Consider the following 21,547-nt stretch of genomic DNA (forward strand, 5'->3'; position numbering starts at 1 on the left):
CAGCGCCGATGGTACTGCAGGGGGGACCCTGTGGGAGAGTAGGACGCCGCCGAACGATTATTCAGCTCCGGTCCCTGAACCCTTGTGGTTCAGGGACCGGAGCTTTTTTGTTCTGATTTTCGGGTGGTGGGTGTAACTCGACGTTCACCTCATCTGACCAGGATCCGCGTCATGGGGACAGTGGGAACGCTCAGGGCAGCCGGTGTACGCGCTGGTGACGAGGTCGTGGTGCCGGCGTACGGCAACGCCGAAGTGGCCCGCGCCGTGGTGGAGTTGGGCGCGCTGCCGGTGTTCGCCGATGTGGATGCCGACGGCTACTGCCTGGATCCGGCCGCGGTGGCGGATGTGGTGACCAGCCGGACCGCCGCGGTCGTGGCGATTCACCGGTTCGGGCGACGGGCCGATGCCGGCTGGATCCGTGAAGTGGGGCAGCGGCACGGGTTGTTGGTGCTGGTGGAGGACGAGCCGGGGGCGGATCCGGCGGGGGCGGAGCTGCGTCGGGCGCATGCGGAGTATCTGGACGGCAGGCTCCGCGGGGTCTGGACGCCGAAGCCGGCCGCGGGGCACACGTACGAGCAGTATGTGGTGCGGGTGCCGGGGAACGGGCGGCCGGACCGGGACGCGTTCGCGCGGGCGTTGCGGGCCAAGGGAGTTGCGTGCAAGGTGCCCGTGCTGGCGCCGGTGTACCGGATGCCGGGGCTGCGGCGGGATGTGTTTCTGCCGGAGACCGAGCGGGCCGTGGACGAGACGCTGGCATTGCCTGTGCATCTGGGCATGTCGCGGCGGGAGCTGCAGAAGATGGTCGGTGCGTGCAATGCGCTGGGGGGATTGCTGCAGCCGGCCTTTTAGGCCGGGTGGTGGCCTCCGATTCGTAGCTGCCGCGGAGTTGGGGTAATATTCCTTCTGTTGCTCCGCCCCAATAGCTCAGTCGGCAGAGCGTCTCCATGGTAAGGAGAAGGTCTACGGTTCGATTCCGTATTGGGGCTCCAGAGGGCAAAGGCCCCCGCCGGATGGCGGGGGCCTTTGTCGTATGCGGAGGTCAGTTGTGCGGGGCCGGGATATAGGCGAGGCCGTGGGCGCCGGAATCGTCGGCGCTGTCGACTTCCAGGGTGGCGACGGTGGACAGGTTCTGCAGGTCGACGACGGTCACGTTGCTGGAGAGCAGGCCGGAGACGTACGCCAGGCGGCCGTCAGGGGAGGAGGTGATGGTCAGGGGGAAGCGGCCGACCTGTACTTCCCCTACGGGGGTGAGGGTGTCGGGGGCGAAGACGGTCAGGGCGCCCGGGAGCTGGGAGCCGAGCTGGCCGCCGGGGGCGCTGGTCTGGCGGAGTTCGCCGACGAGGAGGGTGCCGTCGACGGTGGTGTGGACGGGCATGACCTGGCCCTTGGTGGGCAGGGTGCGGACGGTCTCGTTGGTGGCGGTGTCGATGACGTGGATGGCCGTCGGTGCGGGGGACGGGGCGGTGAAGTCGGCCTTGGGGGCCGCGACGTAGACATGGCGTCCGTCGGGGGCGACGGCGAGGCCTTCGCTGCCGGGGACGGGAATGCGGTCGGTGCACACCGCACGGTCGAGGTCGACGGCGGAGACGAACGGGGCCTCCTTGTTGGTGGCGTAACCGCGCCGCCCGTCGGGGGTGAGGGCGAACCAGTGCGGGCCCGGGGCCATGGTGGAGATGCGGCCGAGGCGGGCGTGGGTGCGGGTGTCGAAGACCACGACGCCGCCGGGCTCGGTCTCGGTGGCCTCGACGCTCGCGTACAGGCGGGCGCGTTCGCGGTCGAGGGCCAGGCCGTGCGGGGCGTGGTCGGGGGCGGTGTCGAGGGTGGCGACGACGGTGCGGGTGTCGGGGTCGATGACGGTGATCTCGTGGGACCGGCCTTCGTTGGCGTGGTAGAAGCCGGAGTGGTAGGTGCTGGCGCAGTAGAGCAGCCGGTGGTCCGGGTCGAAGCACAGTTCGTGCGGCTGCGGCGGCATCCGCAGCACGTCGAGGCGCTCGTGGGTGGCGGCGTCGAAGAAGGTGACGGTGGAGCCGGACTGGCTGACGACGGCGAGCTGGTCGCCGGGCGAACCCGCGGTGGTAGGAGTCATGTGCCGTATCGTGCGCGGCCGTTGGGGCTGACTCCAGTGCAGGTCGGGCAGGGGTTCCCTGCACCGTACGCAAGGGTGCTGGTGAGGGCGGGGGAGCGGCCGGCGGGCTGTGAGGCGGCCCACAGAGGAAGCGGCGGCCGCTCCCGCCCGGGTGGTCAGCCGGCCTGGAACTCGGGGACGCGCATGGCGAGGATGGCCATGTCGTCGGAGGCCGGTTCGGCGGCGAAGCGTTCCACGGCGCGCAGCACGCGGGCGGCGACGGCGCCGGCCGTCAGGCCCGTACACATCGTCAGGACGTCGGTGAGTCCGTCGTCGCCGAGCATGCGGGTGCCCTCGCGGCGTTCGGTGACGCCGTCGGTGACGCACAGCAGGACGTCGCCGGGGTCGAGGGTGACGGTCTGCTCGTAGAGTTCGAGGTCGTCCATGACGCCGAGGAGGGGCTGGGGTTCGGCGGCCGGTTCGACCGTGCCGTCCTGGCGCAGGCGGAGCGGCAGGGGGTGGCCGGCGCAGACCACCTTCAGCAGCGCGCTGCCGTCGTCCTGGGGCCACAGCTCGCCGTAAAGGAGCGTCAGGAAGCGGCTGCGGGCGCCCTCGTCGAGGATGGCGGCGTTGAGCCGTTCGAGGACGGCGGGGCCGCCGAAGCCCTCGCGGGCCAGGAGGCGCAGGGCGTGGCGGGCGAGGCCGGTGACGGCCGCCGCCTCCGGGCCGGTACCGCAGACGTCGCCGATGGCGAAGCCGTACGCGCCGTCGCGGATGGGGAAGAGATCGTAGAAGTCGCCGCCGACCTCGTTGCCCTCGCCGGCCGCGCGGTAGATGACCTCGACCTCGACGCCGGCGATGTCGGGCAGTTCCGGGGGCAGCAGGCTGCGCTGGAGGGACTGGCTGATGGCCGTGCGCTCGGAGTACAGGCGGGCGTTGTCGAGGGCGAGGGCGGCCCGGCGGGAGAGGTCCTCGGCGAGTTCGAGGATCTCCTGGCGGAAGTGCTCCTCGGTGGGCTTGCCGAGGGTGAGCATGCCGATGACGCGGTTGCGGGCGACGAGCGGCAGCACGACGGTCTCGCCGCCGACCGCGGCGGCGGTGGCGAGGGTGGCGCCGGGGCCGGTGGAGGGACGGGCGGAGTTGCCCAGGCCCAGGCTGCGCATGGAGGTGCGCAGGGCGGCGTCGTGGGCGGCGTCGCCGGGGGCGGTCCACACGCGGGCGCCCGGGGTGGGGACCGGCTCGGGCGGGTCGACCTTCATCAGGAGGGTCTTGAGGCCGTCGATGCGGTCCTCGTCCTCGTGCAGGACGTAGGAGAGCTCGGGTTCGGAGGTCTGGTCGGCGACGGTGTAGACGGCGCACCACGTGGCGAGCGTGGGGACGGTCATCTGGGCCATCAGGGCCAGCGTCTGGTCGCGGTCCAGCGTGCCGGCCAGCAGGTCGGAGGCCTCGACGAGGAAGGAGAGGGAGCCGCGGCGCAGCTTCTCCAGCTCGGTCAGGCGGGCGCGTTCGACGGCGAGGGCGATGCGGTCGGCGGCGAACTGGAGGCGCAGCGCCTCTTCGTTCGTATAGCGGCCGGCCCCTTCGGCGGCGACGCCGAGCGAGCCGGTCAGCCGTCCCTCGACCTTGAGCGGGACGGTGACGACCGAGCGCATGCCCGTGCCGCTGAGCAGCGGTACGGCGCCGGGGACGGCGGTGAGGTCTTCGTGGACGGCGGGCATCCGGGCGGAGCCGTAGCGTCCGGATCCGGCTTCGACGGGGACGCGGGCGAACCGCTGGCGGGCGGAGGGCAGGCCCGTGGAGGCGCGTACCTCCAGCTCGGTCTCGTCGTCGGTGGCCAGCAGGAGGTAGGCGGCGTCGCCGTCGAGCATGTCGCGGGCGCGTTCGACGGTGCGCTGGAGCAGACCGTCGAGGTCGTCGGGGGCCGGGGAGCCGATGAAGACCTCGAACGGGTCGGAGGGGTGACCCGCCGACTGAGCGGACGGGGCGGTCTGGGAGGCGGCGTCGGGGGCCGGGGTGCGCTGGGGGCTCTGCAGGATGGCGCGCTCGTGGTCGCGCACCAGGAGGCAGACCGTGGAGGCCTCGCCGTCGGCGTCGCGCACGCGCAGGTGGGAGGCGTAGACGGGGACGACGCGGCCGTCGGCGCCCCTTATGCCGTAGGAGCCCTCCCAGCGGGAGAGCTGGAGCGCCTCGGCGATGCCGGTGCCGGTGCCGGGGGTGTGCGGCCAGGCGGCGAAGTCGGTGAGCGGTTTGCCGATGACCTGCTCGGGGTCGTAGGCGAAGAGGTCCTGGGCGTCCTCGTTCCAGAAGCTGATGCAGCCGCCGCGGTCGATCTGGATCACCGCGACGCGCACCCGGGCGTCGGTGACCGGGAGGGCGTCGACGGGGAGGGCGGGGCCCGCGGAGCGGGTGCCGGCGGGGCGCTCGGGGAGGTCGAGCTGGAACCACACGTGTTTCTGCGCGGTGGTGTACTCGACGCCCCAGCGGGAGGCCAGTGCGCCGCACAGCAGCAGACCGCGGCCGCCCTCGCGGTCCGGGTGGACGATGACCTGCCCGGCGTTCTGGAGCGGAATCTCACGTTCGGGGTAGCGGTCGGCGACGGAGATCCGTACCCCTCCGTCGTTGCGCAGGCACAGCACGTCCGCGGCGGTGCCGGCGTGCACCACGGCGTTGGTGACCAGTTCGCTGGTGAGGACGACGGCGTCGTCGACGATGTCGGCGCAGCCCCAGCCCTGGAGGGTGTCACGGACGAACGCACGGGCAGTGGCGACCGAGCGCCCCACCGGCTCGAAGGTTGCGGCGGCCCGCGCGGTGATCACTGGTCTCCTCATGCGTGTGTCGGTGATCTGCTCCCCCATGGTCGCGGCGCCCCTCCGAATACCTGTCGTGCTCGTACCACCGCCCGCGAACGAGGCCGGGGGTGGACAGCCGTATGCCAGGTTACTTACCTTCGCCGCACCCGAGGATGCCGGTCACATGTGTTTCCGCCCCAATCGTGCCCCGGGACGTGTGCGATGCTGCCGAACTGTTATGGCCTGGTTGGGCCATGGTGAAACACTGGGCAAGTATCAAGAGAAAGCCCGGGTAGAACGGTCGACCCTGCGGGAGGGACACGGTGGAGTCTGGCGCAGCGGCGCGGGGCGCAAGCACGCGCGCAAAAGGCGGACGATCCCGGAGCAACGGGACGACCGAGGTGGATACGGCTGCGCTGAATCGGCTGTTGGTCGCTCTGGTCGCCATGCGGGACGGGAACTTCCGCAAGCGGCTCACGGTTTCCGGCGACGGCGTCATGTCGGAGATCGCGGCGGTCTTCAACGAGGTCGCGGACCGCAATCTGCATCTGACCGGGGAGCTGGCGCGGGTGCGCCGGGTCGTCGGACGTGAGGGAAAACTCACGGAACGGCTGGAGGTCGGCGCCGCCGAAGGCTCCTGGGCCGCGGCCATCGATGCCTCGAACGCCCTGGTCGACGACCTGGTACGGCCGGTGTCCGAGGTGGGACGGGTGCTCTCGGCGGTCTCCGAGGGTGATCTGGAACAGCGGATGGATCTGCGTTCGCGCAGCTCGGACAGCTCCTCGGAGCATCCGCTGCGCGGCGAGTTCCTCAAGGTGGGCCGTACGGTCAACGGGCTGGTCGACCAGCTCTCCGCGTTCACCGACGAGGTCACGAGGGTGGCCAGCGAGGTCGGTACGGAGGGCAAGCTCGGCGGGCAGGCGCGGGTGCGCGGAATGTCGGGTTCGTGGAAGGACCTGACCGAGTCCGTCAACACCATGGCCTCCCGGCTGACGGCCCAGGTGCGGGACATCGCCCTGGTGACGACCGCGGTCGCCAAGGGCGATCTGTCACGCAAGGTGACCGTTCATGTCGCCGGTGAGATGCTCGAACTGAAGAACACCGTCAACACGATGGTGGACCAGCTCTCCTCCTTCGCCTCCGAGGTGACCCGGGTCGCCCGCGAGGTCGGTACGGAGGGCGAGCTCGGCGGTCAGGCGCAGGTCCCCGGCGTGGCCGGGGTGTGGAAGGACCTGACGGACTCGGTCAACCTCATGGCCGGCAACCTCACCGCGCAGGTGCGCGGGATCGCCCAGGTCACCACCGCCGTCGCGAACGGCGACCTGTCGCAGAAGGTCACGGTCAGCGCACGCGGCGAGGTCGCGCAGCTCGCCGACACCATCAACACCATGACCGAGACGCTGCGTACCTTCGCGGACGAAGTGACGCGGGTGGCGAACGAGGTCGGGGCCGAGGGGCAACTCGGCGGCCAGGCGCAGGTGCCGGGCGCGGCCGGCACCTGGAAGGACCTCACCGACTCGGTGAACAACGCCTTCCGGAACCTGACCGGGCAGGTGCGGGACATCGCCCAGGTGACGACGGCGGTGGCGAACGGTGATCTGTCGCAGAAGGTCACCGTCGATGTCGCCGGCGAGATGCTGGAGTTGAAGAACACCGTCAACACGATGGTGGACCAGCTCTCCGCGTTCGGTGCCGAAGTCACCCGCGTGGCACGGGAGATCGGCGTCGAGGGCGAACTGGGCGGCCAGGCCGCGGTGCCCGGAGCGGCGGGCACGTGGAAGGACCTCACGGACTCCGTCAACACCGCGTTCCGGAACCTGACCGGGCAGGTGCGCAACATCGCCCAGGTGACGACGGCGGTCGCCAACGGTGATCTGTCGCAGAAGGTCACCGTCGACGTCTCCGGCGAGATGCTGCAGCTGAAGAACACCGTGAACACCATGGTGGACCAGCTGTCGTCGTTCGCCGACCAGGTCACGCGGATGGCCAGGGACGTGGGCACGGAGGGCCGGCTGGGCGGTCAGGCCCGGGTGGACGGCGTCAGCGGCACTTGGAAGGAACTCACCGACTCCGTCAACTTCATGGCGGGCAACCTCACCTCGCAGGTGCGGCAGATCGCGCAGGTGACGACGGCGGTCGCGCGCGGTGACCTGTCGCAGAAGATCGATGTGGACGCCCGGGGCGAGATCCTGGAGCTGAAGAACACCATCAACACGATGGTCGACCAGCTGTCCGCGTTCGCCGAGCAGGTCACCCGGGTCGCCCGGGAGGTCGGTACGGACGGCAGGCTGGGCGGTCAGGCGCAGGTGCCGGGCGTCGCGGGTGTCTGGCGCGATCTGACCGACTCCGTCAACGGCATGGCCGGCAACCTGACGGCTCAGGTCCGCAACATCGCACAGGTCGCCACGGCCGTCGCGCGCGGTGACCTGTCGCAGAAGATCGACGCGGACGCCCGGGGCGAGATCCTGGAGCTGAAGAACACCCTGAACACCATGGTCGACCAGCTCTCCTCGTTCGCGGAGCAGGTGACCCGGGTCGCCCGTGAGGTGGGTACCGAGGGCATCCTGGGCGGCCAGGCCGAGGTGCAGGGCGTCAGCGGTACGTGGAAGGACCTCACCCAGTCCGTCAACTTCATGGCGAACAACCTGACGTCGCAGGTGCGCAACATCGCCGAGGTGACGACGGCGGTGGCCCGCGGCGATCTGTCGAAGAAGATCACCGTCGACGCCAAGGGCGAGATCCTCGAACTGGTCACGACCGTCAACACGATGGTCGACCAGCTGTCGTCGTTCGCCGAGCAGGTGACCCGGGTGGCCCGCGAGGTGGGCACCGAGGGCCAGTTGGGCGGCCAGGCGCGGGTGCCGGGCGCGACCGGTATCTGGCTGGACCTCACCGACAACGTCAACCTGATGGCCAACAACCTGACCATCCAGGTGCGCAACATCTCGCAGGTCTCGGCGGCGGTCGCCAACGGAGACCTGACCAAGAAGGTCACGGTCGAGGCGCGCGGCGAGGTCGCGCAGCTCGCCGACACGGTCAACACGATGGTCACGACGCTGTCGTCGTTCGCCGACGAGGTCACGCGAGTGGCCCGTGAGGTGGGCACCGACGGCATCCTGGGCGGCCAGGCCCGCGTCCCCGGCGTCGCCGGTACGTGGAAGGACCTCACCGAGTCGGTGAACTCCATGGCCAACAACCTGACCGGCCAGGTCCGCAATATCGCCATGGTCACCACCGCCATCGCCAAGGGCGATCTGACCAAGAAGATCGACATCGATGCCCGCGGGGAGATCCTCGCGCTGAAGACCACCATCAACACCATGGTCGACCAGCTGTCGTCCTTCGCCGAGCAGGTCACCAGGGTGGCCCGCGAGGTGGGTACGGAGGGCCAGCTGGGCGGCCAGGCGCAGGTACGGGGCGTGGCCGGCACCTGGCGCGACCTGACCGAGTCGGTGAACGAGATGGCCGGCAACCTGACCCGTCAGGTGCGTGCCATCGCCGCGGTCGCCGCGGCGGTCACCCTCGGAGACCACAACGTCCGGATCGACGTGGACGCGGCCGGCGAGATCCTGGAGCTCCAGGACAACGTCAACACCATGATCTCCACGCTCCGCGAGACCACCCTCGCCAACGAGGAACAGGACTGGCTCAAGGGCAACCTGGCCCGGATCTCCGGTCTGATGCAGGGGCGGCGCGACCTCAAGGACGTCGCCACGCTGATCATGAGCGAGCTGTCGCCCGCGGTCTCCGCGCAGCACGGCGCGTTCTTCCTCGCGGCGCAGCCCGACAGCCAGGAGATCGGCGCGGACGGCGGCGAGCCGGGCGCGTACGAGCTGCGGCTGATGGGCTCGTACGGCTACGCGATGGGCGGGATGCCCACCACCTTCCGGCCCGGCGAGACGCTGATCGGCACGGCGGCGGAGGAGGGGCGCACGATCCTGGTGGAGAACGTGCCCTCCGGCTACCTCAAGATCGCTTCCGGGCTGGGCGAGGCGCCGCCGGCGAACGTGATCGTGCTGCCGGTGCTCTTCGAGGACAAGGTGCTCGGCGTGATCGAGCTGGCGTCCTTCCAGCCGTTCACCCAGATCCAGAAGGACTTCCTCAACCAGATCGCCGAGATGATCGCGACCAGCGTGAACACCATCTCGGTCAACACCAAGACCGAGGTGCTGCTCAAGCAGTCGCAGGAGCTGACCGAGCAGCTGCGCGAGCGCTCCGCGGAGCTGGAGAGCCGGCAGCGGGCCCTGGAGCTGTCCAACTCCGAGCTGGAGGAGAAGGCCGAGCAGCTGCGTGCGCAGAACCGCGACATCGAGGTGAAGAACACCGAGATCGAGGAGGCGCGGCAGGTCCTGGAGGAGCGCGCCGAGCAGCTCGCGGTCTCGATGCGCTACAAGTCGGAGTTCCTGGCGAACATGTCGCACGAGCTGCGTACGCCGCTGAACTCGCTGCTGATTCTGGCCAAGTTGCTGGCCGACAACGCCGAGGGGAACCTCTCCCCGAAGCAGGTGGAGTTCGCCGAGACGATCCACGGCGCCGGCAGCGACCTGCTCCAGCTGATCAACGACATCCTCGACCTGTCGAAGGTCGAGGCGGGCAAGATGGACGTCAGCCCGACGCGGATCGCACTGGTCCAGCTCGTCGACTACGTGGAGGCCACGTTCCGGCCGCTGACCGCGGAGAAGGGCCTGGACTTCTCCGTACGGGTCTCGCCGGAGCTGCCCGCCACGCTGCACACCGACGAGCAGCGGCTGCTGCAGGTGCTGCGCAATCTGCTGTCCAACGCGGTGAAGTTCACCGACACCGGCGCCGTCGAGCTGGTCATCCGGCCGGCCGGCGCGGATGTCCCGGTGGCCATCCGCGAGCAGCTGCTGGAGCACGGTTCGCTGCGCGACCCGGACGCCGACATGATCGCCTTCTCGGTGACCGACACCGGCATCGGCATCGCGTCCAGCAAGATGCGCGTCATCTTCGAGGCGTTCAAGCAGGCGGACGGCACGACCAGCCGCAAGTACGGGGGCACCGGACTGGGCCTGTCCATCAGCCGGGAGATCGCCCGGCTGCTGGGCGGTGAGATCCACGCCGCCAGTGAGCCCAACCGCGGCTCCACGTTCACCCTCTACCTGCCGCACAACCCGGGCGGGCTGCCGCCGCAGGGCTACCCGCAGCTGGTGGCCGGCGGGCTGGCGATGGACGCGGAGGCGCGCGAGACGGAGGCCGGACGGGAGGAGGCCGAGGAGGTGCCGGACCGGGAGCGGACCGGGGGCAGCCTCAACCGGCGTCGCCGCCGGGCGGTTTCGGGCCATCAGCGCCGTTTCGCGCTGCCCGCCCGGCCGACGTCCCCGGCGCCGCAGCCCGCGCCCCCGGCACCGGCCCAGCCGGCCGAGCGGCAGGCGGCCGAGGAGCCCTGGATCGGCAACGGCCAGGATCTGGTGGATCCGGCCTTCGACGGCGGCTTCCACGGCGAGAAGGTGCTGATCGTCGACGACGACATCCGCAACGTCTTCGCGCTCACCAGCGTCCTGGAGCAGCACGGGCTGTCGGTGCTGTACGCGGAGAACGGCCGGGAGGGCATCGAGGTCCTCGAACAGCACGATGACATCGTCCTGGTGCTGATGGACATCATGATGCCGGAGATGGACGGCTATGCGACCACGGCCGCGATCCGCCGGATGCCGCAGTTCGCCGGGCTGCCCATCATCGCGCTGACCGCGAAGGCGATGAAGGGCGACCGGGAGAAGAGCATCGACTCCGGGGCATCCGACTACGTGACCAAGCCGGTGGATACCGATCATCTGCTGTCGGTCATGGAGCAATGGATGCGGGCGGAGTGACGGGGCGTCCAGTATGGGGGCCGTAAGAGGATCACCGCGTGCTGACTGAGTGTTGCCGCGCACGTGTGGAAGTGCAGGATCCGGGGAACCTTCTGGTCTCTGTCTGCGTTTCTGCTACGTGCACAGTGACATCGCGGTGACAGGGTGTGGCGACAGGCGGGGTGCAGCTACCATGACCGGCACAAGGACGGGCGGCGTGACGGAGTCGTCCCCTGGGGCGGCGTCCGGTTCCATGCCGGGGCGAGGAGGACGGGCCATGGTGCAGAAGGCCAAGATCCTCCTGGTCGATGACCGGCCGGAGAATCTGCTGGCGCTGGAGGCGATCCTCTCCGCGCTCGATCAGACACTGGTGCGGGCATCGTCTGGGGAGGAAGCGCTCAAAGCACTGCTCACGGACGATTTCGCGGTGATTCTGCTCGATGTGCAGATGCCGGGTATGGACGGATTCGAGACCGCCGCGCACATCAAGCGGCGCGAGCGCACCCGCGACATCCCCATCATCTTCCTCACGGCCATCAACCACGGCCCGCACCACACCTTCCGCGGTTACGCGGCCGGGGCGGTCGACTACATCTCCAAGCCGTTCGACCCGTGGGTGCTGCGCGCAAAGGTCTCGGTCTTCGTCGAGCTGTACATGAAGAACTGCCAACTGCGCGAGCAGGCCTCCCTGCTGAGGCTGCAGCTGGAAGGCGGCCGGCCGAGCGCCGATGAGGCGAGGGAGTCCGCGGGGCTGCTCGCGGAGCTCTCCGCGCGGCTGGCCGCGGTCGAGGAGCAGGCCGAGGCGCTCTCCAAACAGCTGGACGAGACGGCGGACGCCGCCGCCGTTGCCACCGCGGCCCATCTGGAGCGCAAACTGACCGGGCTGCGCAGGGCGCTGGACGCCCTGGAGCCGGGGTCGGGCAGCGCCGCCGGATAACTGACGGGCCTTCATGGGGCGGGCGCGCGACACGGATGGGTGAAGCGCCGTGCGCTCGTGTCATGCGCGCGTTCGCCTGTAATCTCGTCGCCATGGCCTCACGTACGTCCGGCAAGGGAACCCAGAGCACGGCGGGCCCCTCGAAGCAGCGCGCCGGACGGTCCGGGGGCGCGGCCAAGAAGACCGCCGCGAAGAAGGCGCCCGCGCGGCCGCCCGCCAAGAAGGCGGCGGCGAAGAAGAGCCCGGCGAAGAAGGCGCCCGCCAAGAAGGCCGCGCCCAGACCCGCGCCGTCACCGACCGGCGGTGTCTACCGCCTCGCCCGTGCCTGCTGGCTGGGGCTCGCGCACGCCATCGGGGCGCTGTTCCGCGGAATGGGCCGGGGGGCGAAGAACCTCGACCCGGCGCACCGCAAGGACGGCCTGGCGCTGGGGCTGCTCGGCCTGTCGCTGGTCATCGCGGCCGGCACCTGGTCCAACCTCTCCGGCCCGGTCGGCGACCTCGTCGAGCTGCTGGTGACCGGTGCCTTCGGCCGGCTCGACCTGGTCGTGCCGATACTGCTGGGCGGCATCGCGCTGCGCCTCATCCGGCACCCGGAGCAGCCGGAGGCCAACGGGCGGATCGTCATCGGGCTGTCCGGGCTGGTCGTCGGCGTCCTCGGGCAGGTCGCGATGGCCTGCGGGTCGCCGGGCCGGGGCGACGGGCTCGCCGCCATACAGGATGCCGGCGGCTATGTCGGATGGGTGGCGTCCAAGCCGCTGATCTTCACCGTCGGACAGACCCTGGCCGTGGCGCTGCTGGCGCTGCTGACCTTCTTCGGGCTGCTGGTGGTCACCGCGACGCCGGTGAACGCCATCCCGCAGCGGCTGCGGGCGCTCGGCGTCCGGCTGGGCGTGGTGCACCCCGACGAGCCCGTGGCGGACTTCGACGAGGCCGGGGAGTACGCGCAGGAGTGGCGCGAGCCGCCGGTCCGCAAGCCGCGGCGCAGCGCCGCGGCGGCGCCCGCCGCGCACGATCCGGACGCCATAGAGGAGGCGGCGCTGGCCAAGCGGCGGCGCCCGCGGCGGGCCGCCGGGCAGCCGGCCGCGGACCGGCCGATGGACGCGGTGGACGTCGCCGCCGCGGCCGCCGCCGCGCTGGACGGCGCGGTGCTGCACGGCGTCCAGCCTTCTCCCCTCGTCGCCGGGCTCAGCAGCGGCATCTCCGGTGAGCACCGGGAGCCCGCGCCCGGGTCCGCGGACAGCGCGGCACAGGGCGGCAAGGTGCCGCCGGCCCGGGAGGCGGAGCCGGCGCCGCCCGCCGCCGAGCGGACCGTGGCCGTGCCGGACTTCACCAAGGCCCCGCCCGAGCCGTCCGGCGACCTGCCGGCGCGCGCCGAGCAGCTGCAGCTGTCCGGCGACATCACCTATGCGCTGCCCTCGCTGGACCTTCTCTCGCGCGGCGGCCCCGGCAAGACCCGCAGCGCCGCGAACGACGCCATAGTGACCGCGCTGACCACGGTGTTCCAGGAGTTCAAGGTGGACGCCGCGGTCACCGGCTTCACCCGCGGCCCGACGGTCACCCGCTACGAGGTCGAGCTCGGCCCGGCCGTCAAGGTCGAGAAGATCACCGCGCTGGCCAAGAACATCGCCTACGCCGTCGCCAGCCCCGACGTGCGCATCATCAGCCCGATCCCGGGCAAGTCCGCGGTCGGCATCGAGATCCCCAACACCGACCGCGAGATGGTCAACCTCGGCGATGTGCTGCGGCTGGCCGACGCCGCGGGCGACGACCATCCGATGCTGGTGGCGCTCGGCAAGGACGTCGAGGGCGGCTACGTCATGGCCAACATGACCAAGATGCCGCATGTGCTCGTCGCGGGCGCCACCGGCTCCGGCAAGTCGTCCTGCATCAACTGCCTGATCACCTCGGTGATGGTGCGGGCCACGCCGGAGGACGTGCGGATGGTGCTGGTCGACCCCAAGCGGGTCGAGCTCACCGCGTACGAGGGCATCCCGCACCTGATCACGCCGATCATCACCAACCCCAAGCGGGCCGCCGAGGCGCTGCAGTGGGTGGTCCGCGAGATGGACCTGCGCTACGACGACCTCGCGGCCTACGGCTTCCGGCACATCGACGACTTCAACGAGGCGGTGCGCAGCGGCAAGGTCAGCCCGCCCGAGGGCAGCGGGCGGGAGCTGGCGCCGTACCCGTATCTGCTGGTGATCGTGGACGAGCTGGCGGACCTGATGATGGTCGCGCCGCGCGATGTGGAGGACTCGATCGTCCGCATCACCCAGCTGGCGCGCGCGGCCGGTATCCATCTGGTGCTCGCCACCCAGCGGCCGTCCGTCGACGTCGTCACCGGCCTGATCAAGGCCAATGTGCCCTCCCGGCTCGCGTTCGCCACCTCCTCGCTCGCCGACAGCCGGGTCATCCTCGACCAGCCGGGTGCCGAGAAGCTGATCGGCAAGGGCGACGGGCTGTTCCTGCCGATGGGTGCCAACAAGCCGGTCCGTATGCAGGGCGCGTTTGTGACCGAGGCCGAGGTCGCGGCGGTGGTCCAGCACTGCAAGGATCAGATGGCGCCGGTCTTCCGCGACGACGTCACGGTGGGCAGCAAGCAGAAGAAGGAGATCGACGAGGACATCGGCGATGATCTCGATCTGCTCTGTCAGGCCGCTGAGCTGGTGGTTTCCACCCAGTTCGGGTCGACGTCGATGCTCCAGCGCAAGCTGCGGGTGGGGTTCGCCAAGGCCGGCCGGCTGATGGACCTGATGGAGTCACGGAACATCGTCGGGCCGAGCGAGGGCTCCAAGGCGCGTGACGTTCTGGTGAAGCCGGATGAATTGGACGGAGTGCTGGCGGTGATCCGGGGGGAGGCTACGGAGTAGCACACACATCCGGGTCACTCGTACGAGAGAAGCAAGCAACCGTTTCTTCTGCCGATACGTCAAGTTGAGGGAGGCGAGAGGGCGATGCTTCATCATCAAGCCCTTGGTACCCGCCACGGGCGTTCTGATGGCGTACAAACCCCGCCCTCCCGCTTGCCCGACCCTTTCGCTCCACCCCTAGACTGAACTTCCAGCAGGTGGCTACACGCTCGAAAGGCGCCCCCGTGTCCATCGGCAACTCCCCCGAAGCAGACCGGCCTTCCGTCGGTCGTGCCATCCAGCAGGCCCGTGTCGCAGCGGGACTGACCGTCGAAGAGGTCAGTACGACGACGCGGGTGCGCATCCCCATCGTTCAGGCGATCGAGCAGGACGACTTCTCGCGCTGTGGCGGCGACGTCTACGCCCGGGGACACATCAGAACGCTCGCTCGCGCCGTCTCCCTCGACCCCCACCCGCTGATCGAGCAGTTCGACGCCGAGCACGGCGGACGGCCCGAGCCGACCCTGGCCTCCCCGATCTTCGAGGCCGACCGGATCCGCTCCGAGCCGCGCCGTCCCAATTGGACGGCCGCCATGGTCGCGGCGATCGTCGCCGTGGTCGGCTTCGTCGGCTTCACGCTCTTCACCGGCGGCGATCGGAGCGACAGCGGCCCGATCACGGCCGGCGACACCAACGCCAAGCCCGCGCCGGCCCCCACCCGCCATCCCTCGACGATCAAGCCTCCCCTCAAGCCCGAGCCCTCCGACAGCGCGGTCGCCGGGCTGCCGAAGGACAAGGTCACGATCAAGATCACCGCCCGCGACGGCCAGAGCTGGGTGTCCGCCAAGGACGCCAACGGCAAGCTGCTGGAGGACAGCCTGCTCAAGCAGGGCGAGTCCAAGACGATCACCGACAAGAAGCGGATCGACCTGGTCCTCGGCAATGCCCCTGTCGTACAGCTGTACGTCAACGGCAAGGAGGTCAAGGAGATCGGCGAGAAGGGCCCGGTGGAGCGGCTCAGCTACACGCCGGGGGACCCGCAGGCGGGCTGAGAGCGCCCGTTCTGAGGGCGTCCGCCGCCCGGCCCGGGTGCCCGGGGCCGGCGGCGGAGACCTGCGCGCCGAGGGTGTGTCCGGGACGAAGTAGGCTGAGCCCTATGCCCGAACGCCGTACCGTCGCCCTTGTCACCCTTGGCTGCGCCCGTAACGAGGTGGACTCGGAGGAGCTCGCAGGCCGCCTGGCGGCGGACGGCTGGGAGCTCGTCGAGGAAGCCGCCGATGCCGATGTCGCCGTCGTCAACACCTGCGGCTTCGTCGAGGCCGCGAAGAAGGACTCCGTCGACGCCCTGCTGGAAGCCAACGATCTGAAGGATCATGGCAGAACCCAGGCCGTGGTGGCCGTCGGCTGCATGGCCGAGCGCTACGGCAAGGAGCTCGCCGAGGCGCTGCCCGAGGCGGACGGGGTCCTCGGCTTCGACGACTACAGCAGTATCTCCGACCGTCTGCAGACCATCCTGAGCGGCGGAAACGTGGAAGCCCACGCGCCGCGCGACCGCCGCAAGCTGCTGCCGATCAGCCCGGCCGAGCGCCAGGGCGCCGCCGGTGTCGCGCTGCCCGGCCACGCGCAGACCGCGTCCGGCGAGACGGCCCCGCCGGAGGACCTTCCGGAGGGCGTCGCGCCGGCCTCCGGGCCGCGTGCCCCGCTGCGCCGCCGTCTGGACTCCAACCCCGTCGCCTCGGTGAAGCTGGCCTCCGGCTGCGACCGGCGCTGCACGTTCTGCGCCATCCCGTCCTTCCGCGGCTCCTTCATCTCCCGCCGGCCCTCGGACGTGCTCGGGGAGACGCGCTGGCTGGCCGAGCAGGGGGTCAAGGAGATCATGCTGGTCTCCGAGAACAACACCTCCTACGGCAAGGACCTCGGCGACATCCGCCTGCTGGAGACGCTGCTGCCGGAGCTGGCGGCCGTCGACGGCATCGAGCGGATCCGGGTCAGCTATCTGCAGCCGGCCGAGATGCGGCCCGGCCTGATCGACGTGCTGACCGGGACGGACAAGGTCGCGCCGTACTTCGACCTGTCCTTCCAGCACTCCGCGCCCGGGGTGCTGCGGGCGATGCGGCGCTTCGGCGACACCGACGGCTTCCTGGCGCTGCTGGAGCAGATCCGTACGAAGGCGCCGCAGGCCGGTGCGCGCTCCAACTTCATCGTCGGCTTCCCCGGGGAGAGCGAGCGCGACCTGGCGGAGCTGGAGCGCTTCCTCACCGAGGCCCGGCTCGATGCCATCGGCGTCTTCGGCTACTCCGACGAGGACGGCACCGAGGCCGCCTCGTACGAGGACAAGGTCGATCCGGACGAGGTCGCCGAGCGGCTGGCGCGGGTGTCGCGACTGGCCGAGGAGCTGACCGCGCAGCGGGCCGAGGAGCGGGTCGGCGAGACGGTGCGGGTGCTGGTCGACCAGGTCGACGACGAGGACGGCATCGTCGGGCGGGCCGCCCACCAGGCGCCGGAGACCGACGGCGTCACCCTGCTCACGACCGGCCAGGAGCTGCTGCCCGGTCGTATGGTCGAAGCAAAGGTGGTCGCCAGCGAGGGCGTGGACCTCGTGGCCGAGGTGCTGTCGGTGGACGGCACGGGGTGTACCGAGGAGGCGGGCAGATGACCGGAGTCCCGGCTTCCGCAGCTGGTGGGCCGCGCACGGCGCCGGCCGTCCGGCAGGCCGGGCTGTGGAACATCGCCAACGTCCTGACGATGATGCGGCTGGTGCTGGTCCCGGCCTTCGTCCTGCTGCTGATGCACGACGACGGAACGGACCGGGCCTGGCGCGCCTTCGCCTGGGCCGCGTTCGCCATCGCCATGATCACCGACGTCTTCGACGGACATCTGGCGCGCACGTACAACCTGGTCACCGACTTCGGCAAGATCGCCGACCCGATCGCGGACAAGGCGATCATGGGGGCCGCGCTGATCTGCCTCTCGGTGCTGGGGGATCTGCCCTGGTGGGTGACGGGCGTGATCCTCTTCCGCGAGCTCGGCATCACGCTGATGCGGTTCTGGGTGATCAAGCACGGGGTCATTCCGGCCAGTCGTGGCGGCAAGATCAAGACACTGGCGCAGGGCACCGCGGTCGGGATGTACGTCCTGGTGCTGACCGGTCCACTGGCGACCTTCCGCTGGTGGGTGATGGCGGTGGCCGTCGTGCTGACGGTCGCCACCGGACTCGACTACGTCCGGCAGGCCCTGCTGCTGCGCCGGGCCGGGCAGGCCCGTGAGCGGGCCGCGGAGGCCGCAAGGGACACGGGCCGGTGACCGGGCCGGGTTCTGCCGCGGCCGGGGCGCTGGAGCTGCTCGCCCGGCGCGAGCAGAGCCTGGCGGTGGCCGAGTCGCTGACCGGCGGACTGGTGGCGGGCGCGCTGACCGCCGTCCCCGGGGCCTCGCGGGTCGTCCGGGGCTCGGTCACGGCGTACGCCACCGAGGTCAAGCGGGAGGTTCTGGGCGTCGACGGCGCCCTGCTGGCGGCGCGCGGGGCGGTGGACGCCGAGGTCGCGCGCCAGATGGCGGACGGTGCCCGGCGGGTGCTGGGCGCCGACTGGGGCATCGCCACGACCGGTGTGGCCGGGCCCGACCCCCAGGACGGACAGCCTGTGGGCACCGTTTTCGTGGCGGTCCGGGGCCCGGAAGGGGCCGGAGCGGTGCGCCGGCTGGCGCTGTCGGGCGATCGCGACCGGATCCGCCAGGACACCATCGACGCCGTGCTCGCACTGTTGTTGAGCGAACTCACAGAAAATGCGCGGGCACAGGATACGGAACAACACGGGGGGAATGGATGTTTGCAGCCCTGAGTGAACACGTACTTGCGCCCGGCACACGTACGGCCCGAGGCGGTACGGTGGGGCGAGAAGGATCCGGATCCGAGGTCCGAGGAGGGAGCCAGCGATGATTCTGCTTCGTCGCCTGCTGGGTGACGTGCTGCGCCGACAGCGTCAGCGCCAGGGCCGAACCCTGCGCGAGGTCTCGTCCTCCGCCCGGGTATCGCTCGGTTATTTGTCCGAGGTCGAGAGGGGCCAGAAGGAGGCGTCCTCCGAGCTGCTCTCGGCGATCTGTGACGCGCTGGATGTGCGCATGTCCGAGCTCATGCGGGAGGTCAGCGACGAGCTCGCGCTCGCCGAGCTGGCAGCGTCCGCGGCCGCGAGCGACCCGGTGCCCGCACCGGTGCGGCCGAAGCTCAATTCGGTGTCCGTCACGTCGCTGGCCGGTGTGCCGGAGGAGCGCGTGACCATCAAGTCCCCGGCCGACGTCGTGGATGTCGTCGCGGCCTGACACCCCTGTTCGTACGTACCGAGCCCCGGCGGGCAGCAGCCCGCCGGGGCTCTGCGCTGCCCGGGAGGACGGGACGGACGACGGCGGTGCGCGCTCCCGGCCGGCCCGCCCGAGCCGCCCGGAGCGGACGATTCATTTATACGATGGCGAAATGTAATGAATCGCCCGATTGATTACGGGTGCTTTCCTCCGTAGACCCCCTGATCACTCGCCGTATGGCTCGCCTGAACAGGAGTATCTGGATGTCTGTCGTCAAGAGCACACTGTCCGACGAAGACCGCAGCACCGTCGGGACCGCCCTTCAGGGAGCCCTCGTCGACCTGGTGGACCTCTCCCTCGTGGCCAAGCAGGTGCACTGGAACGTCATCGGCCCGCGCTTCCGCTCCGTACACCTCCAGCTCGACGACGTGGTCGCCAGTGCGCGCAAGCACGCCGACACGGTGGCCGAGCGGGCGTCCGCGATCGGGGTGTCCCCCGACGGCCGGGCCGTCACCGTCGCCAAGACCAGCGGCATCGGTGAGGTGCAGGACGGCTGGATCAAGGACGGTGAGGTGGTGCGGGCGATGGTGAGCGCGCTGGGTGCGGTCATCGCCCGGATGCGCGAGCGGATCACCGCCACCGCCGAGCCGGACCCGGTCAGCCAGGACATCCTCATCGGCCTCACCGCCGACCTGGAGAAGCACCACTGGATGTTCCAGGCCGAGGCCCATCACTGATCAGGGCGTGCGGTGGTGCCTGTGCGCCGGAAGTGCGCCGGTGCGCTCTCCCCGTCGACGGCGAGCCCCGTCTAGCGTCGGCCGGAGGAGGCACCCATGGCGAGGCGTGGATTCCCGGCCCGTGAGCCGGCTGCCCGGCGGCCGCGGGCCGTGCCGGGGCGCTGGATATCCGCGGTCGTCGTCGGGGGCCTGTGGTGGTGGGCGGCGGTCCGGCTGGTGGTGTGGCCGCAGTCGGCGGGTGTGGTCGAGGGGGCCGTGACGCTGGGCGGCTGGGGGCTGAGTCTGCTGCCGGTGCACTGCGTCCCGTGGACGGGGCGGAGCGAGGGCAGATGCCGGCGGGGCCTGATCCGGGGGGTTCGGGCGGTGCTCACCAGGGCATGGCGACGCCGCCGTTCGGACGGAGGATCTGGCCGGTCGTGAAGGACGAGGCGTCGCAGGCCAGATGGAGCACGGCATGCGCGACGTCCTCGGGCTCTCCCACCCGCCCCAGCGGTGACCTCCGGATCATCGGCCGTTCCGCCTGCTGCTGGGCCTCGGCGCTGTGGCGGTCGGTCATCGGCGTGCGTATCCAGCCCGGAGCGACGGCGTTGACGCGGATGCCGTGCCGGCCGACCTCCGTGGCCAGGGTCCTGGTGAGCTGCACGACGGCGGCCTTGGCGGCGCCGTAGCAGAGCAGGCCGGGCGCGCCGGTGTCGATCGCGCCGGAGGCCATGGTCACGATGGATCCCCGGGTGGCGGTGGCGATCATGGCGCGGGCGGCCTCCTGGCAGCCGTAGAGCACGCCCTTGAAGTTGGTGCTCCACACCCGGTCCAGATCCTCTTCCGCGGTCTCCAGTACGGGGGAGGAGTGCATGATCCCGGCGATGTTCGCCATCACGTCGAGCCGGCCGGTGGCCGCGCGGGCGGCGTCGACCACGGCGGCGACCTGGTCGCGGCGGGTGACATCGAGGGGGTGCGGATGCGCGGCGCCGCCCGATGCGGTGATCGCCGCGGCGGTCGCCCGCGCGCCCCGTTCGTCGAGGTCCGCGCAGTGGACGGTGGCGCCGGCCTCGGCGAGGAGGACGGCGGTGGCACGGCCGATGCCCCTGGCCGCGCCGGTGACGAGCGCGGTGCGTCCCGTGAGGTCGTACGCCGTGAGGGGCATGACGCGAGGGTAGGGAGAGATCTGACGGGGCGTCAATTGGTGGGACGGGGGTCGTGTGCCTCAGGGGCCGGTGGGCGGCCCCGGCTGGTCCGGCTGGCAGGCGGGGCACCAGTAGGTGACGCGTTCCTCCGCGGCGGGATCCTGGTCGGCGGTGTGCACCGCCGTACCGCAGCGCAGGCAGGGGCGGCCGGCCCGGCCGTAGACCCACAGCCGGCGATCGGGCCGGCTGCTGGGAGTGGTGGTGCGGGCCGGGCGCCGCTTGTTGGCCTCCAGGAGCTTCTTGGCGAGCGCGGGCACCCGCTCCGGGGCGGGGAGCTCTCCGATGGGCAGCCAGGGGGAGGCGCGCAGCACGAAGCACAGCTCGGACTTATAGACATTGCCGATCCCGGCGAGGTTGCGCTGGTCGAGAAGGGCCTCGCCCAGGGGCCGGCGGGGGGCGGCGAGCAGCCGGCGCAGGGCCTCGGCGGGGTCCCAGTCCGGGCCGAGGAGGTCGGGCCCCAGATGGCCGACCACCCGGGGCTCGTCGTCGGTGCGCAGCAGATCGAGGACGGGGAGGCGGTAGCCGACGGCGGTGTGCCCGGCGGTGCCGAGGACCGCCCTGATCTGGTGGGCCGGGCCGCCGCGCCAGCGCTCGTGCGGACCGTAGATCTTCCAGGCCCCGTCCATCCGCAGATGGGAGTGCAGGGTCAGCCCGCCCTCGAAGCGGGTCAGGAGGTGCTTGCCGCGGGGGACCACCGCCAGCACCTCGCGGCCGGTGAGGTCCACCGTCGCCAGCCGGGGAACGCGCAGGTCGCAGCGGGTCAGCGGCCGGCCGGCCAGCGCTTCGTGGAGGCGCTGGGCCAAGCGCCAGACGGTGTCGCCTTCGGGCATGCCACCATCATGCCGGGCGCGGCGGGCGGGGGCGGGGTCGCGGGCCGCGGCTC

The 21,547-nt window shown here is 70.9% G+C and carries 15 protein-coding genes and 1 tRNA gene; 12 read left to right on the top strand and 4 right to left on the bottom strand.

The genetic code is table 11. The features are described from left to right. Nucleotides 1-171 precede the first annotated feature (171 nt). Both ACWD6P_RS27675 and ACWD6P_RS27680 read left to right on the top strand, forming a co-directional pair. Entirely contained in the window at nucleotides 172-849 is a 678-nt protein-coding gene (locus tag ACWD6P_RS27675; RefSeq protein ID WP_451446880.1) for a DegT/DnrJ/EryC1/StrS family aminotransferase, read from the top strand. A gap of 64 nt (nucleotides 850-913) precedes the next feature. Continuing rightward, nucleotides 914-989 (top strand) — tRNA-Thr (locus ACWD6P_RS27680). A 50-nt stretch (nucleotides 990-1,039) separates the two neighbouring features. Here ACWD6P_RS27680 and ACWD6P_RS27685 read toward each other — a convergent pair. Both ACWD6P_RS27685 and ACWD6P_RS27690 read right to left on the bottom strand, forming a co-directional pair. Next, complete coding sequence (locus tag ACWD6P_RS27685; protein ID WP_451446881.1) at nucleotides 1,040-2,086, bottom strand: YncE family protein; 1,047 nt, start codon at nucleotides 2,084-2,086, stop codon at nucleotides 1,040-1,042. Between the two features lie 155 nt (nucleotides 2,087-2,241). Next, nucleotides 2,242-4,920, bottom strand: coding sequence for a SpoIIE family protein phosphatase (locus ACWD6P_RS27690; RefSeq protein WP_451446882.1), 2,679 nt, complete (start codon nucleotides 4,918-4,920; stop codon nucleotides 2,242-2,244). A 257-nt stretch (nucleotides 4,921-5,177) separates the two neighbouring features. On the opposite strand from ACWD6P_RS27690, the gene ACWD6P_RS27695 reads away from it, so the two are divergent. The 10 genes from ACWD6P_RS27695 to ACWD6P_RS27740 all read left to right on the top strand — a co-directional run bounded on the left by ACWD6P_RS27695 (nucleotide 5,178) and on the right by ACWD6P_RS27740 (nucleotide 19,900). After that, entirely contained in the window at nucleotides 5,178-10,685 is a 5,508-nt protein-coding gene (locus tag ACWD6P_RS27695) for a HAMP domain-containing protein (RefSeq protein WP_451446883.1), read from the top strand. A gap of 256 nt (nucleotides 10,686-10,941) precedes the next feature. After that, nucleotides 10,942-11,601: a response regulator gene (locus ACWD6P_RS27700; RefSeq protein ID WP_018092947.1), complete on the top strand. Its 660-nt coding sequence runs from the start codon at nucleotides 10,942-10,944 to the stop codon at nucleotides 11,599-11,601. A 92-nt stretch (nucleotides 11,602-11,693) separates the two neighbouring features. Then, the gene (locus ACWD6P_RS27705) at nucleotides 11,694-14,471 is read left to right on the top strand and encodes a DNA translocase FtsK (protein WP_451446884.1); all 2,778 of its coding nucleotides are present in this window, start codon (nucleotides 11,694-11,696) and stop codon (nucleotides 14,469-14,471) included. Nucleotides 14,472-14,695: 224 nt separating this feature from the next. Further along, complete coding sequence (locus ACWD6P_RS27710) at nucleotides 14,696-15,502, top strand: helix-turn-helix domain-containing protein (protein WP_451446885.1); 807 nt, start codon at nucleotides 14,696-14,698, stop codon at nucleotides 15,500-15,502. A gap of 104 nt (nucleotides 15,503-15,606) precedes the next feature. Next, entirely contained in the window at nucleotides 15,607-17,106 is a 1,500-nt protein-coding gene (gene rimO / locus ACWD6P_RS27715) for a 30S ribosomal protein S12 methylthiotransferase RimO (RefSeq protein ID WP_451446886.1), read from the top strand. Next, nucleotides 17,103-17,753 carry a CDP-diacylglycerol--glycerol-3-phosphate 3-phosphatidyltransferase gene (gene pgsA, locus ACWD6P_RS27720; protein ID WP_451446887.1) on the top strand — a complete coding sequence of 217 codons (651 nt, stop codon included), beginning with the start codon at nucleotides 17,103-17,105 and terminating at the stop codon, nucleotides 17,751-17,753. Before rimO ends, pgsA begins: the two co-directional genes overlap by 4 nt. Beyond that, nucleotides 17,750-18,286, top strand: a complete 537-nt coding sequence (locus tag ACWD6P_RS27725) for a CinA family protein (protein WP_451446888.1) — start codon at nucleotides 17,750-17,752, stop codon at nucleotides 18,284-18,286. Before pgsA ends, ACWD6P_RS27725 begins: the two co-directional genes overlap by 4 nt. 94 nt (nucleotides 18,287-18,380) lie before the next feature. Next, entirely contained in the window at nucleotides 18,381-18,764 is a 384-nt protein-coding gene (locus ACWD6P_RS27730) for a helix-turn-helix domain-containing protein (protein WP_033267408.1), read from the top strand. 242 nt (nucleotides 18,765-19,006) lie between these two features. Continuing rightward, nucleotides 19,007-19,480: a Dps family protein gene (locus tag ACWD6P_RS27735; protein ID WP_451446889.1), complete on the top strand. Its 474-nt coding sequence runs from the start codon at nucleotides 19,007-19,009 to the stop codon at nucleotides 19,478-19,480. 96 nt (nucleotides 19,481-19,576) lie between these two features. Then, nucleotides 19,577-19,900: a hypothetical protein gene (locus tag ACWD6P_RS27740; RefSeq protein ID WP_451446890.1), complete on the top strand. Its 324-nt coding sequence runs from the start codon at nucleotides 19,577-19,579 to the stop codon at nucleotides 19,898-19,900. Here ACWD6P_RS27740 and ACWD6P_RS27745 read toward each other — a convergent pair. Together ACWD6P_RS27745 and ACWD6P_RS27750 are read right to left on the bottom strand one after the other, a co-directional pair. Next, on the bottom strand, nucleotides 19,848-20,624 hold the full coding sequence (locus ACWD6P_RS27745) for an SDR family NAD(P)-dependent oxidoreductase (RefSeq protein ID WP_451446891.1): 777 nt from the start codon (nucleotides 20,622-20,624) through the stop codon (nucleotides 19,848-19,850). The two genes, ACWD6P_RS27740 and ACWD6P_RS27745, sit on opposite strands and share 53 nt — an antisense overlap. A 60-nt stretch (nucleotides 20,625-20,684) precedes the next feature. Continuing rightward, on the bottom strand, nucleotides 20,685-21,494 hold the full coding sequence (locus ACWD6P_RS27750) for an Fpg/Nei family DNA glycosylase (protein ID WP_451446892.1): 810 nt from the start codon (nucleotides 21,492-21,494) through the stop codon (nucleotides 20,685-20,687). Between the last annotated feature and the right edge of the window lie 53 nt (nucleotides 21,495-21,547).

This window comes from Streptomyces sp. NPDC002446, from assembly GCF_053595675.1.